Annotated in this window: 10 protein-coding genes; 6 read left to right on the forward strand and 4 right to left on the reverse strand. The window is 62.6% G+C overall.

Annotated elements, in window-relative coordinates; genetic code table 11:
• Nucleotides 1-380: 380 nt before the first annotated feature.
• Nucleotides 381-1,085, forward strand: coding sequence for an NAD(P)H-dependent oxidoreductase (locus R3X27_RS24825; protein WP_317711600.1), 705 nt, complete (start codon nucleotides 381-383; stop codon nucleotides 1,083-1,085).
• Between the two features lie 53 nt (nucleotides 1,086-1,138).
• Here R3X27_RS24825 and R3X27_RS24830 read toward each other — a convergent pair whose 3' ends face one another.
• Entirely contained in the window at nucleotides 1,139-2,047 is a 909-nt protein-coding gene (locus R3X27_RS24830) for a LysR family transcriptional regulator (protein ID WP_317711601.1), read from the reverse strand.
• Between the two features lie 204 nt (nucleotides 2,048-2,251).
• Here R3X27_RS24830 and R3X27_RS24835 point away from each other — a divergent pair, with 204 nt between their 5' ends.
• Nucleotides 2,252-3,055 carry an SDR family NAD(P)-dependent oxidoreductase gene (locus tag R3X27_RS24835; RefSeq protein ID WP_317711602.1) on the forward strand — a complete coding sequence of 268 codons (804 nt, stop codon included), beginning with the start codon at nucleotides 2,252-2,254 and terminating at the stop codon, nucleotides 3,053-3,055.
• Nucleotides 3,056-3,148: 93 nt separating this feature from the next.
• On the opposite strand, the gene R3X27_RS24840 is transcribed toward R3X27_RS24835, so the two are convergent.
• Nucleotides 3,149-4,477, reverse strand: coding sequence for an aspartate aminotransferase family protein (locus R3X27_RS24840; RefSeq protein WP_317711603.1), 1,329 nt, complete (start codon nucleotides 4,475-4,477; stop codon nucleotides 3,149-3,151).
• Between the two features lie 191 nt (nucleotides 4,478-4,668).
• Nucleotides 4,669-7,059 (reverse strand): FAD-dependent oxidoreductase, encoded by a 2,391-nt coding sequence (locus tag R3X27_RS24845; RefSeq protein ID WP_317711604.1) that lies wholly within the window; start codon nucleotides 7,057-7,059, stop codon nucleotides 4,669-4,671.
• 137 nt (nucleotides 7,060-7,196) lie between these two features.
• On the opposite strand from R3X27_RS24845, the gene R3X27_RS24850 reads away from it, so the two are divergent.
• From R3X27_RS24850 to R3X27_RS24865, 4 genes are all read left to right on the forward strand, one after another.
• A complete protein-coding gene (locus R3X27_RS24850; RefSeq protein ID WP_317711605.1) occupies nucleotides 7,197-8,081 on the forward strand; it encodes a MurR/RpiR family transcriptional regulator in 885 nt (294 codons plus the stop codon).
• 274 nt (nucleotides 8,082-8,355) lie between these two features.
• Nucleotides 8,356-9,327 (forward strand): TAXI family TRAP transporter solute-binding subunit, encoded by a 972-nt coding sequence (locus R3X27_RS24855; protein WP_317711606.1) that lies wholly within the window; start codon nucleotides 8,356-8,358, stop codon nucleotides 9,325-9,327.
• A gap of 90 nt (nucleotides 9,328-9,417) precedes the next feature.
• Nucleotides 9,418-12,036, forward strand: a complete 2,619-nt coding sequence (locus R3X27_RS24860) for a TRAP transporter permease (RefSeq protein ID WP_317711607.1) — start codon at nucleotides 9,418-9,420, stop codon at nucleotides 12,034-12,036.
• The gene (locus tag R3X27_RS24865) at nucleotides 12,033-12,452 is read left to right on the forward strand and encodes a universal stress protein (protein ID WP_317711608.1); all 420 of its coding nucleotides are present in this window, start codon (nucleotides 12,033-12,035) and stop codon (nucleotides 12,450-12,452) included. Before R3X27_RS24860 ends, R3X27_RS24865 begins: the two co-directional genes overlap by 4 nt.
• Nucleotides 12,453-12,593: 141 nt before the next feature.
• On the opposite strand, the gene R3X27_RS24870 is transcribed toward R3X27_RS24865, so the two are convergent.
• Nucleotides 12,594-12,968, reverse strand: coding sequence for a hypothetical protein (locus R3X27_RS24870; protein ID WP_317711609.1), 375 nt, complete (start codon nucleotides 12,966-12,968; stop codon nucleotides 12,594-12,596).
• Between the last annotated feature and the right edge of the window lie 129 nt (nucleotides 12,969-13,097).

Below are 13,097 nucleotides of genomic sequence, written 5' to 3' on the forward strand. Positions count from 1 at the left end.
ACAATGCGGCCGTTCGCTGCGGTCGCAAAGACGAGAGGCGCGAGCCGTGCCGGCGTCGGACCGTGGGCTGTCGCAGTAACCTCTGAACAGCACGTTTTATCCCAGCCAGATCCGAAGAAGATCGGGGCGTTGCGCTCAGGTGGCAAAGCGCCAGACCGCCGGGACGGGCGGGCGCTGGCACGGCGGCTTCGGCTTGATTCCGTGCCATTCAGCGCTCTGACTCAACATCTTCCGTCGGCTCTCCGCAAAGTCACATCCCCGCCCGGCTTCTCCAACCGCCCGATTACCCGTCCCATCCGAATTCTGTTTCCCGAAGGCGGCCGCTACCCGTCGGATCGCTCCGCAACTATCTCGACGACAACGTCAAACGGAGCATCCCCATGAAAGACACCATTCAGTCCACCGACATCCAGTCGCAAATCATCGTGGCCTTCAACTTCCGTCATGCCTGCAAGATCTTCGATGCCGACGCTAAGATCCCGGAGGACCAGTTCGCCACCATCCTCGAGGCCGCCCGCCTCTCGCCGACCTCCTTCGGCCACGAGCCTTTCAAGATCCTGATGATCCAGAGCCAGGAGAAGCGCGAACTGTTCCGCGACTTTGCATGGGGCGCCAATGGCATGATGAGCGGCACCACCGGCCAGCTCGGCACTGCCAGCCATTTCGGCATCCTCCTCGCCCAGACCTCCGCGCTCCAGACCGCCGGCTCCGACTACCTGCAAAACTTCTACCGGCATGTGAAGCAGCTCCCCGAAGACATCATCGAGCTCTTCAACGGCGCCTACGGCAAGTTCCAGGCCAGCGACCACCACGTCACCACCGACCGCGAAATCACCGACTGGTCCGGCAAGCAGGCCTATATCGTGCTCGCCAACATGATGACCGCCGGCGCCCTGATGGGGATCGATTCCTGCCCGATCGAAGGATTCGAGATGGACAAGACCATTGCCACGCTGGAGGAGCATTTCGGCATCGACCCGAGCCTCTACAAACCCGCCGCAATGTTCGCCTTCGGTTACCGCGCCGGCGCGCCGATGTTCGACAAATCCCGCCGGACGATGGAAGACACCGTCGCCTGGTTCTGACCCCGGGGTCCCCGGTTGCGCCGGACCATCAGGCGCAACCCGCATCGCCCGCCTCAGCGCTCCTGCCAGGCGGGCGATCTTCCGATCCGGTCCAACAGGAAGTCGATGAAGAGCCGAACTTTCGCGGTCAGCACATTCGATTTCGGATAGACCAGCCAGAGCATGGAATGGTCCGCCACCACCCAATCCGGCAACACTCGCACCAGCGCCCCTTCGGCGATCTCCCGATGCACGCTCCAGAGCGAGTTCCCCGAGATACCCGCCCCGGCCATTGTCGCCAGCTTCTGGCTCAACCCGTCATCCAGCACCAGCCGACAGCGCCCGGCGCGCGGATCGAACAGCGCGGTCTGCCCATCCGGTCCGGCAAGCGGCTTCGGCGCCTGACGCTGAAACCCGATCAGGTCGTAGGAGAGCAGATCCTCCGGCCGCTCCGGCACCCCATGCGCGGCGAGATAGTCCGGCGCGGCACAGAGCACGCGCGTATCGTCCGCGAGCTTGCGCCCCTTGAGGCTCGAATCCTCTAGTGCCGAGTTGCGCAGGGCGAGATCGAAGCTCCCCTCTATCAGATCGAAATTCGTATCCGACAGGCGCAGATCCAGCGAAATTCCGGGATTCTCGCGCAGGAAATCCGGCAGGATCGGCACGATATAGAGCTGCGCGAAGGTACTCGGTGCGGTGAAGCGCAGCGTCCCCTGCGCCTCCGCCTTGCCCAGCCCCATCGCCGCCCGCGCCGCATCCTCCTGCGCCAGGATCTCGCGCGCATAGGGCAGGAATTCCGCCCCCTCCAGCGACAGCGAGACCTTTCGCGTCGAACGCCGCAACAGATCCGCTCCCAGCGTCGTCTCCAGCTTCGCCAACCGCGCCGAGGCCACTGCGGGCGCCATTCCCAGCTCGCGCCCCGCCGCGCTTATATTGAGCTTCTCTGCCGCCAGCACGAAGAGGCGTACCGCTTCGGTATCCATCAGTTTGTATCCAATATCGGAATTATGAAGTCGAGCTTCGGGTCTTTATTTGGAAATCTCAATGCATAATTCTGGTTTGAGGGACACAGGAGACCGTCAAATGCGCCACGGACACAGCGTCACCAATCTGCGCCGGGGAACAGTGAGCACACAGACGCGCCTTCGCACCACAGGCACCTCTCGAACAGATTACCGGAGAAAGAGATGAAGACCATTGTGATTACCGGCGCGACTGACGGGATCGGGCTCGAAACGGCAAAGCGACTGGCTTCCGAAGGACACAGGCTCCTGCTGCACGGGCGCAACCCGGAGAAACTCTCGGCTGCCAGGCAATCGGTGTCCGAAATCTCCGGCGCCGGCTCGATCGCGACCTATCTCGCCGATCTCTCGGATCTCTCGGACACCGCCGCGCTGGCCGACGCCATCGCCGCCGACACGGATCAACTCGATGTCATCATCAACAATGCAGGCATCTTCCGCACGCCCAACCCGATCACCGCCGATGGCCATGACATTCGCTTCATGGTCAACACCATCGCCCCTTTTTTGCTGACCGAGAAACTGCTGCCTCTGCTCCCGGCCAATGGACGCATCATCAATCTCTCCTCCGCGGCCCAGAGCCCGGTTTCGCTGGCCGCGCTGGAAGGCAAGACCCGGCTCGAAGACATGGAAGCCTACGCGCAGAGCAAGCTCGCTATCACCATGTGGACCCGTGATATGGCTGATCGCCTCGGGACCGACGGCCCGGCAGTCATCGCGGTCAATCCGGGCTCCCTGCTGGCGAGCAAGATGGTCAAGGAAGGCTTCGGAGTTGCTGGAAGCGACCTCGGCATAGGCGCCAGTATCCTGCGCGGCGCCGCACTGTCAGAGGAGTTCGCCACCGCCACCGGAAAGTATTTCGACAATGATTCCGGAAACTTTGCCTCGCCACACCCGGCCGGCCTCTCCGCCCTGGACAATGCTGCAGTGGTAGCGGCAATCCGCAAGATCATTGCGAAAGAAACGTAGAAGGCCCAGCCTACTTCTGTCTTGGAATACCCCGGGGGCGCGCTCGCAGTAGCGCGGGGCCAGCGCCCCCTCCCCGGAACGGATCAGGTGCTGTCAGAGATCGCCAAGTACGGCCTCGAAGGCGGTGGAGAGCTTCTCCACGACCTCGCCGATCTGGTCGTCCTCGATGATGAAAGGTGGCGCGAGCAGTACGTGATCGCCATTGCGTCCGTCTCGCGTCCCCGACATCGGGTAGCAGACCAGTCCGGCCTCGAAAGCCGCCTTCTTGACCTTCGCCGCCAGCTTCAGGGACGGATCGAAAGGCGTCTTGCTCTCGCGATCCGAGACGATCTCGACACCGCGGAAGAGCCCGCGCCCGCGGATATCGCCGATATAGGGGTGCTGCCCGAAGGCCTCGTGGAGCGCCGCCTCCAGCGCTGCGCCCTGCACTTTCACCCGCTCGACCAGTCCCCGGTCGAGGAGCGCAGAGAGCACCGCCCGTCCGGCTGCCGCCGCGACCGGGTGGCCGAGATAAGTGTGGCCGTGCTGGAAGAACCCCGACCCGTTTTCGATGGTCTCGTAGATCGCCTTGGTGCAGAGCATGGCGCCGATTGGCTGGTAGCCCGCTCCCAGCCCTTTGGCGATACAGAGAATATCCGGCACCACGCCGTCATGCTCGCAGGCGAAGAGATAGCCCGTCCGCCCCATGCCGCACATCACCTCGTCGAGGATCAGCAGCACGCCATATTGGTCACAAATCTCCCGGATCCGCTTGTAATAGCCGTCGACCGCCGGCACCGCACCAAGGGTCGCTCCGACAACCGGCTCAGCCATGAAGGCGATAACGCTGTCTTCGCCCAGCCGAAGGATCTCGTCCTCCAGCTCCTGCGCGGCGCGCTGGCCATAGTCGAAGGCGCTCTCGTCGTCGCGCTTGAGCATGTATTCGTAGCAGGGCGGGATATGGGAGAAGTCCACCAGCAGCGGCGCAAACTGTTCCCGGCGCCACTCGTTGCCCCCGGCGGCCAGCGCGCCGAGCGTATTGCCGTGATAGGATTGCTTGCGCGCGATCACATGGCGCCGTTGCGGCTCGCCGCGCTCGACGTGATATTGCCGCGCCAGCTTGATCGCCGCCTCCGTCGCCTCGGAGCCGCCCGAGACGAGATAAACCCGGTCCAGATCGCCCGGCGCATGTGTGGCCAGCATCCCGGCCAGTTCCTCGGCGGGCTCGGAGGTGAAGAAGCCGGTATGCGCGAAGGCCAGCTTCCCGACCTGCTCCTGAATCGCCGCGATGATCTCCGCATCGCCATGGCCGAGGCAGGAGACGGCCGCACCGCCCGATCCGTCGAAATAGCGCTTGCCGGAGGCATCGATCAGGTAGCAACCCTCACCGCCGACAGCCATCGGCGGCAGGTTCTTGGTGTGGCGGGGAAATACATGGCTCATGTCAGGCTCTCGTCTCATGTCCGGCCCGGCGCGCGGCGCGCCTTCCGGTGATTGGAACTTTGCGTCGAGGCCGTCCCGAGAGGGGGCGGCCTCGATCCTGCATTTTCGGTCATAGCGCCGAAAGACGCGGCGGGTCCACTCACCGCTGCCGCGAAAACGGCTCGACGGTGAGTCTGTCGCAGTCCCCGGGCTCAGACCTTCATACGGCTGCCCGTCGGGTCGAAGGCCGGGGCGAGCTGCAGCTTACCTGCGAATCTCACCCGCGCGATGTCGATCTCAACCGCCACGCCGTCGATCTCGTCGAGATGGACATGGGCCAGCGCGACGGGCTTGCCGATCCGATACCCGAAAGCGGCGGAGGTCGTGTGCCCGACGATCTTGTCGCCGACATAGATCGGCTCATGACCCAGCGGCACCGCGCTCTCATCTTCGAGGATCAGCGTGGCCAGCGTGCGCTTGCCGGTCTCGCGGCGTTCGTTGACAACCTCGGAGCCGATGAAGTCTTTCTTCTTCGAGCACATCATCGCCATGCCGGTCTCGACCGGCGTGATGTCGCTGTCGAGCTCGTGGCCCATCGCTGCAAAACCTTTCTCGATCCGCATCGAGGTCTGGGCATACATGCCGGCGGGCAGAGCGCCGGCCTCAGTCAGCGCGGCATAGATCGTGGCCGCGTTCTCCGCCCTGCAGGTCATCTCCCAGCCGGCCTCGCCGACATAGGACATCCGCACAGCCCGGACATGGCACCCGGCCACCTCCGCCTCGCCGACCTTGAAATAGCCCAGCTCGTTCAGTGCCCCGGCCCCGACCTCTTCAGCGATCCGGGCGCTGTCCGGGCCCATCAGGCCGAGCACGGCATAAGCCTCGGTCATGTCGGTCAAGGTGACGTCGAACCCTTCGGAATGGCGCTCGAACCAGGCAAGATCGCGACGGATCGCGTTGGTGCCGACATAGAGCCGGTAGAAATCCTCAGCGATCCGATGGGCGGTGATGTCGCTCTCATAGGTGCCGCGTTCATTGAGGATCGCGGTGTAGATCGCACTGCCCGGCGCCTTGTCCATCTTCGCGGCGCAAACATGCTGCAGGAAGGCCGCGGCGTCCGGCCCCTTCACCTCGATCTTGCCGAAGGGCGAGGCGTCGAAGATCGCGGCCTTCTCGTGCGCGGCGGCCACTTCCGCCTCTACATTCTCGAACCAGTCCGGCTTGCCGAAACCCAATTTCGGCTCGGCTGTCTTGTTGAAGTAAAGCGGGCGCTCCCAGCCATAGAACTGGCCGAAATGCGCTCCCGCCTTGCGATATTCTGCATCCAGGGGCAGCTTGCGGAGGTCTCGTGCGGTCTTGAGCTGACGTCCCGGATAGGCGATCTCGTAATGGGTGCCGAGGATCTCCGGCGCCCGGGCCATCAGGTGGTCCAGGCTGTTGTAAATCGGCGCGAAGCGCTTGGCGTCCGCCTCGCCGAGGTCATAGGCCGTGTGCCCGTGGATGATGCAATGCGCGAGGTTGAGCCCCGCGCCGCCGCCTGCCGCGATGCCGACCGAGTTCAGACCGCAGCCGAGGAACAGCCCGCGCGTCTCGGCGGTCTCGCCCAGCATGAACATCCCGTCCGGCGTGAAGCTCTCCGGGCCGTTCAGCAGCATCCGCACTTCCGCCGTCTCCAGCGCCGGGATCCGGTGCAGGGCGTTCATCATCATCGGCTCGAAATGGTCCCAATCCTCCGGCAGCAGGTCAAACTCGAAATTCTCGTCGAGAATACCCGGCGGAACCGCTTTGCCCATCGGCTCGAAACACCCGACGAGGAAGCCACCCGACTCGTCGCGGCTGTAGAGATGGCTGTCATGGTCCGACAGGGTCGGCAGATGCTGGGTGACCCCTTCGACCGGCTTGGTGAGCAGGAAGAAATGTTCGCAGGCCTGTGCGGGGATGTCCGCGCCGGCCATCTCGCCGATCTCGCGCGACCACAGGCCCGTGCAAACCGCGATCGCGTCGCACATCACCACGCCTTGGCTCGTCTCGACGCCCTTCACCTTGCCATTCTCGGTCAGGATGCCGGTGACGCCGGTATTCTCGAACATCTTCGCGCCCATCGTCTTGGCGCCCTTCACCAGCGCGGCGCAGACATCGGAGGGGCTGACGCGACCGTCATCGGGCGACCAGACGGCCCCGATCACGTCCTCGGCATTCATCATCGGCCAACGCTCCTTGGCCTCTTCCGGCGTGATCGACCAGGCGTCGATTCCATAGGCGTGGGCCAGAGCTTCCTGCCGCTTCACATGGGTCAGGCGTCCTTCGTTGGTCGCAATCGAGAGCGACCCGCGCTGGATCCAGCCGACGCTCTGTCCCGTCTCTTCCTCAAGCCGCGCATAGAGATCGACCGAATACTGAATCATCCGGGTGAGGTTCTGCGAGTGACGCAGCGCGCGGACCTGTGCCGCCGAATGCCACGTTGTGCCCGAGGTCAGCTTGTTCCGCTCTAGCAGGATCGCGTCCGTCACACCCATCTGGGCGAGGTGATAGAGCGTGGAGCAGCCCATGATCCCGCCGCCGATGACGACGACGGGGGCAAAGGAAGGGAGCTGGCTTGGCATTGGGGGAAACCTTTCGGAAACGATGCCCGGGAGGGGCGGATTGACAGCGGTTAAAAAACGAAACACAAAACGGGTCAAGTTTGGCAATAAATAACACCCGTTTTACAACTGCCTGAACTGATCAAGGGGCATCCCGCATGGATCCGACACTGAAAACTCGAACGATTTCAAGACTCAAGGACGGGATGGAGAGCTTCTCTCCGCGCATGCGGGTGGTCGCCAAATACATCATCGATAACCCGGCCGATTTCGGCCTCGACACGATTCGAGAGACTGCCCGAAAAACAGGCGTTAGCACCTACACTTTGGTAAGAATGTCCCAACAAATGGGCTTCGAAGGATTCGATGGGTTGCGGGATCCGTTCCGACACGCCCTGGTTTCGAGCGCCGAATATGTCGATCTGCCCGACTGGCTGAACGAGCTGCCCGCAGCGGGCGAGACCGGAAAGATCCAGGCGCAGGCTGCTCTGAACTCCCTCGCCGTCGTCCAACGATCGCTCGAAAAGCTCTCTCCCGAGACGCTGGACCGGGTTGCCGAGACCATGTTCTCAGCTCGAAAAGTCTTCGTCACCGGCACACGCGCCAGTTATGCCATGGCCTACTATTTCCATTATGTGGGCCGTATGGCGTTGACATCAATGGACCTTATTCCCCGCCATGTGGGCAGCGCCATGGACGAGTTGAACACGGCCGGGGAAGGCGACGTGCTCTTTGCCATCACCACCACGCCCTACTCCCGCGAGACTATCGAAAGCTGTCGTTTTGCCGGCTCCCGAGGAGTCACGCTGATCCTACTGGCCGATTCGGAAGTGGTCGTTCCAGACCTCACTCCGGACATCACACTCTCCGTTTCCGCCATCAGCACGCATCACTTTGCCTGTTATTCGGGCATTTCCGCGGTCCTGGAAGCCCTGCTCTCCGTCCTGTTGCATCAGGGCGGTCCCGCAACCAAAGCGCGAATCGAATCATACGAATCGCTCCGAAATGCCCATTCGGCCTACTGGAAGCCCAAAAAAAACTGACGTTTTGTTAGGTTTGAAGCGCAAGGGTTGTTCATGTTTCAAAGAAATGTCACCGTCCGTGACGAATTAACCGTTCGGTTGACGTAACGGACAGGGACATCGTGGCTCATTGGCCGAAGCGCCGAGAGCCGCCAGAAGACAGCGTCCGGGGCAAACACTCCCCGGCAAAAACAAGGATCACCCGCCGTCTTTCGGTGCCCCATGCACAAGACATGGGAGCGGCCGACCGCGGCAGACCTGCAAACAAGCATCAACCTGACAGGGAGTCTCAGTCATGCTCAATACGAAGTTCTTCACCGGAGCCCTGCTCGCCGCGTCCCTCGGGGCCGGCGGCGCTATGGCGGCCGACCAGACCTTCATCACCATCGGCACCGGCGGCGTGACCGGTGTCTATTACCCGACAGGCGGCGCAATCTGCCGTCTGGTGAACAAGGGCCGGAAAGAGCACGGCATCCGCTGCTCCGTCGAGTCCACCGGTGGTTCTGTCTACAATGCCCGCACCATCCGTCAGGGTGAGCTGGACTTCGGCGTCATCCAGTCGGACGTCCAGGTCAAGTCGATTGAAGGCACCGACCAGTTCGAAGCCGATGGCCCCTATGACGGTCTGCGTTCGCTCTTCTCGGTCCACCCCGAGCCAATGCACGTAATGGCTCGGGCCGATGCAGGCATCGCCTCGACCGCCGACTTCGCAGGCAAGAAGGTCAATATCGGCAACCCCGGTTCCGGCACCCGCGTGCTGGCCGAGACCATGCTGAAGTATGACGGCATCTCCGCCGACGATTTCGCGCTGGCCGCCGAGCTGAAGTCCTCCGAGCAGTCCGCCGCGCTCTGCGACGGCAAGATCGACGCCACCATCTGGGCCGCTGGCCTGCCTAACGGCTCCTCGCAGGAAGCCACCTCGACCTGCGACGTCAAGATCGTCCCGCTGACCGGTGAAGGCACAGAGAAGCTGCTGGCCGAGAACTCGGCCTATGCCGCAGCCACCATCCCTGGCGGCATGTATCCCGGCAACCCCGATGACGTCCCGTCCTGGGGTCCGAAGGCGACCATCGTGACCTCCGCGGAAGCCACCGACGAAACCGTCTATGCGCTCGTCTCCGCTGTCTTCGAGAACTTCGACGCGTTCAAGAAGCTGCACCCCGCCTTCGCCAACCTGAAGCAAGAAGAGATGATCAAGGACGGCCTGACCGCCGAACTGCATCCGGGTGCCGTCAAGTACTACATGGAACAGGGCTGGATGGAGTAATCCATCCCCTGATCTGACATGGCTGCCTCCGCCACGCGCGGGGGCAGCCCTCTATTTTGTGCGACTATCTTTGACAGCGAGGGGTGGACCATGCGCGAAGACCAGACAAAGCCTGATAACGAGGCGCAGGTCGACGACAACAATCTCGAAGACATTGTCGCCGAGGCTGATACCGGAGCCCGAAACCCCGAGGACGCGTTTTCCCGTAGGGTTCTTTGGTACACACCGCTCGTCTGGGCCGTCTACCAGCTCTGGATTGCCTCGCCCCTGCCCTTTATCCTCGGCTTCGGCGTCTGGAACGATACGCAGACCCGCGCCATCCACCTTGGCTTTGCCGTCTTCCTCGCATTCGTGGCCTTTCCCGGCCTCCGCTCGTCTCCCCGCAACCGCATTCCCTGGATAACCTGGGTCGTTGCCCTCGTTGGCGCCGCTACGGCCTCCTACCTGGCCTGGGATTACGCCGGTGTCTCGATCCGGACCGGTGTCCCCTCGACCCGGGACCTTATCATGGCCGGCCTGGGCATGGTGCTGCTGCTCGAAGCCGCCCGCCGCTCGCTCGGCTTCCCGCTGATGGGCGTGGCGCTGTTCTTCCTCGCCTATGTCTTCTTCGGCTCCTGGTCCGGCCTGCCGGACGTTGTGCAGTGGAAAGGCGCCTCCTTCCAGAAGGCGATGAGCCACCTGATGCTGACCACCGAAGGCGTCTATGGCGTCGCCCTCGGCGTCTCCTCTGGCTTCGTCTTCCTCTTCGTCCTCTTCGGCGCTCTGCTGAACCAGGCGGGCGCAGGCAACTACTTCTTACAACTTGCCTTCTCAGCCCTCGGACACCTGCGCGGCGGCCCGGCCAAGGCAGCCGTCATCGCCTCCGCGGCGACCGGCCTGATCTCGGGCTCCTCCATCGCCAACGTCGTCACCACCGGCACCTTCACCATCCCCCTGATGAAGAAGGTCGGCTTCAGCCCGGCCAAGGCCGGCGCCGTCGAGGTTTCCTCCTCGATCAACGGCGTGCTGACCCCGCCCGTCATGGGCGCCGTCGCCTTCCTGATGACCGAATATGTCGGCATCTCCTATATCGAGGTGGTCAAGACCGCCATCGTCCCGGCCGCGATCTCCTATGTCGCGCTGGTCTATATCGTGCATCTCGAAGCCCTGAAGATGGGCATGAAGGGCACGTCGACGATGGGCAATGTCCAGTTCCTGCTCGGCGCGATCTTCACCATCTGCATCTCCATCGTCATCGCCGGTGGCACGCTCTGGCTCGCCGGCCAGATCGTCACGCTCGCGGATGCCGTGATCGGCCCGATGTCGACCAGCGTTCTGGTCGCCGGCCTGCTGGTGGCTTATGTCGCCGCTGTTCGCTTCGCCGCGCAACGCGACGATCTCGACACCTCTCTCGAGAGCATGCAGCACCTTCCGCCCGCAAGCGTCATCCTCAAGACCGGCCTGCATTACATCCTGCCGATCCTGCTGCTGATGTACCTGCTCATGATCGAGCGGAAATCTCCCGGCCTCTCGGCTTTCTGGTCCTCCTGCTTCATGCTGGTGATCCTGCTCACGCAAGACGCACTGAAGGCCTTCTTCCGGGGCGACGGCTCGAAGACAGCGGCCTTCCTGCACGGCCTCTCCGAAGCCGCCGAAGGCATGATCGCGGGGGCTCGCAACATGGTCGGCCTCGCCGCCGCCATGGGAGTTGCCGGCATCATCGTCGGCTCGGTGACTCTCACCGGTATCGGCCAGGTCATGGCCGAATTCGTCGAGTTCCTCTCGGGCGGAAACCTGCTGGCGATGCTCTTCTTCGTCGCGGTGATCTCGATCATCCTCGGCATGGGCCTGCCCACAACCGCCAACTACATCGTCGTCTCCTCGCTCATGGCGGGCGTCGTCGTCGAACTGGGCGCTCAGAACGGCCTGATCGTGCCGCTGGTCGCGGTGCACATGTTCTGTTTCTACTTCGGCATCATGGCGGATGTGACACCACCTGTCGGGCTCGCCTCATTCGCGGCCGCAGCCATCTCCGGGGGCGATCCGCTGAAGACAGGCTTCCAGGCCTTCTTCTATTCGATCCGCACCGCACTCCTGCCCTTCCTCTTCATCTTCAACACCGACCTGCTGTTGATCGATGTCGGGCCAGTAAAGGCGATCTTCGTCTTCATTGTAGCGCTCATAGCGATGCTGCTCTTCGCGGCCGGCACAATGGGCTATTTCCTGACCCGGAGCCGCATCTATGAGAGCGTGTTGCTGGTCTTCTGCGCCTTTACGCTGTTCCGCCCGGACTTCTTCCTTAACCAGATCGCACCCGAGTTCGAAACCCGTCCGGCGACAGAGATGTACACGCTGGCCGAAGCCGTGCCTGACAATGGAACCCTGCGGGTTCGCATGGTCGGCGAAAGCCTCGAAGGCGACCCGATCGATGCGCGCTACCTGCTGCCCCTCGGGGCGACCGGCCCGGACGGTGTGACCCGCCTGATGGACAGCGCCGGCATCGAGTTCCGCGAGGAAGAGGGCAAGACCATCGTCGACATGGTCGGCTTTGGCGGCCCGGCCGAGCAGTTGATGATCGATTTCGACTGGGAGGTTGTAGAGATCGAAGTTCCCGCCGAGCGTCCGCCACAAGAGATCTTCTACATCCCGGCCCTGCTGCTGGTCGGCCTGGTGGCCCTGTTGCAACGCCGCCGCAAGGATAAGTTTGATGCAGAAGGAGCGCCTGCATGACCATACTCGCAGCCATCGACCTGACCCACCCAGAAGAAGAGGCCAAGGTTCTGAAGCGGGCTCGGCAACTGGCCGATCTCGACGGAAGGCGCCTAGCCGTGGTGACGGTCCTGCCCGACTACAATTCGAGCTTTGTCGGCAGTTTCTTTCCCGAGGAACATACCCACGAGATGGTAGAGGCGGCGCGCAAGGCGCTCCACAGCTACATTGCCGAGACGGTCGGACATGACGAGGAGACCAAGCACGTCGTCCGGGTCGGCAATGTCTATGACGGTGTCCTGGAGACCGCAGAGAAGCTCGACTCTGTTCTGATCGTGATGGGCGCCCACAAACCCGGTCTCACAGAAATTCTCATCGGCCCGAACGCCGCCCGCGTTGCAAGATATGCCAAATGTTCGGTCTATATCGTTCGGTGAGATCCAGCCGCCGTAGGACATGCCGCAGCCTGACTTAGGCGTGCCGATGTCGCGGGACGACTGACCATCCCGCGATCCGGTTGAAGCGCTCTGCGTCGGTGTGGCTCTTGAAGAAATCCAGAACTGCTGTTCTTCGGCGGCCTAGCCGCGACAGGTGTAGAAGACTTCCCACTGTGGCTCGACAATTCGTTCGATCCTGTTGACCTCGCATTGCCGCCCGGTTCCAGAGAAATACGCATCTGATGCGCTTCGGTAGGTCCCTTCGGAACCAGCCAGTCCGCCGGCTGCGCCCTGCGCTGCCCCTTTCAGAGCATTTGCACCGGACCTGTCACCAACCTGGGGTGTTATCATCAACCGGTTCTCGTCCGGCCTGTCGTATACGCGGAACGTGTTGCCGGCATATGTGAACTGGACGGGCTTGACCTTCGAATAGTTCGAAACGGCATAATCGAGCCCTGAACACCCGGTAACTGCAACCAACACCGCAAATACAACGCCAGCTTTGAGACCTTGCATAGCCACTCCTTTCGTCCTGTCCTGTATCTCCGTCGCCTGTCAGAAACGTCCTGGAACTGATCAGCCGACCATCCGCCTACTACAACTCATCAGCGCGTTTCGGAACAGAGCAAATCTCACGCCCCATCG

Origin of the sequence: Tropicimonas sp. TH_r6, assembly GCF_033101155.1 — a bacterium.
GTDB lineage: Bacteria > Pseudomonadota > Alphaproteobacteria > Rhodobacterales > Rhodobacteraceae > Tropicimonas.

What these genes read in the sequence shown, in the direction of transcription:
- R3X27_RS24825 (WP_317711600.1), top strand. Translation starts at nt 381, where the DNA reads ATGAAAGACACCATTCAGTCCACCGACATCCAGTCGCAAATCATCGTG.
- R3X27_RS24830 (WP_317711601.1), bottom strand. Translation starts at nt 2,047, where the DNA reads ATGGATACCGAAGCGGTACGCCTCTTCGTGCTGGCGGCAGAGAAGCTC.
- R3X27_RS24835 (WP_317711602.1), top strand. Translation starts at nt 2,252, where the DNA reads ATGAAGACCATTGTGATTACCGGCGCGACTGACGGGATCGGGCTCGAA.
- R3X27_RS24840 (WP_317711603.1), bottom strand. Translation starts at nt 4,477, where the DNA reads ATGAGCCATGTATTTCCCCGCCACACCAAGAACCTGCCGCCGATGGCT.
- R3X27_RS24845 (WP_317711604.1), bottom strand. Translation starts at nt 7,059, where the DNA reads ATGCCAAGCCAGCTCCCTTCCTTTGCCCCCGTCGTCGTCATCGGCGGC.
- R3X27_RS24850 (WP_317711605.1), top strand. Translation starts at nt 7,197, where the DNA reads ATGGATCCGACACTGAAAACTCGAACGATTTCAAGACTCAAGGACGGG.
- R3X27_RS24855 (WP_317711606.1), top strand. Translation starts at nt 8,356, where the DNA reads ATGCTCAATACGAAGTTCTTCACCGGAGCCCTGCTCGCCGCGTCCCTC.
- R3X27_RS24860 (WP_317711607.1), top strand. Translation starts at nt 9,418, where the DNA reads ATGCGCGAAGACCAGACAAAGCCTGATAACGAGGCGCAGGTCGACGAC.
- R3X27_RS24865 (WP_317711608.1), top strand. Translation starts at nt 12,033, where the DNA reads ATGACCATACTCGCAGCCATCGACCTGACCCACCCAGAAGAAGAGGCC.
- R3X27_RS24870 (WP_317711609.1), bottom strand. Translation starts at nt 12,968, where the DNA reads ATGCAAGGTCTCAAAGCTGGCGTTGTATTTGCGGTGTTGGTTGCAGTT.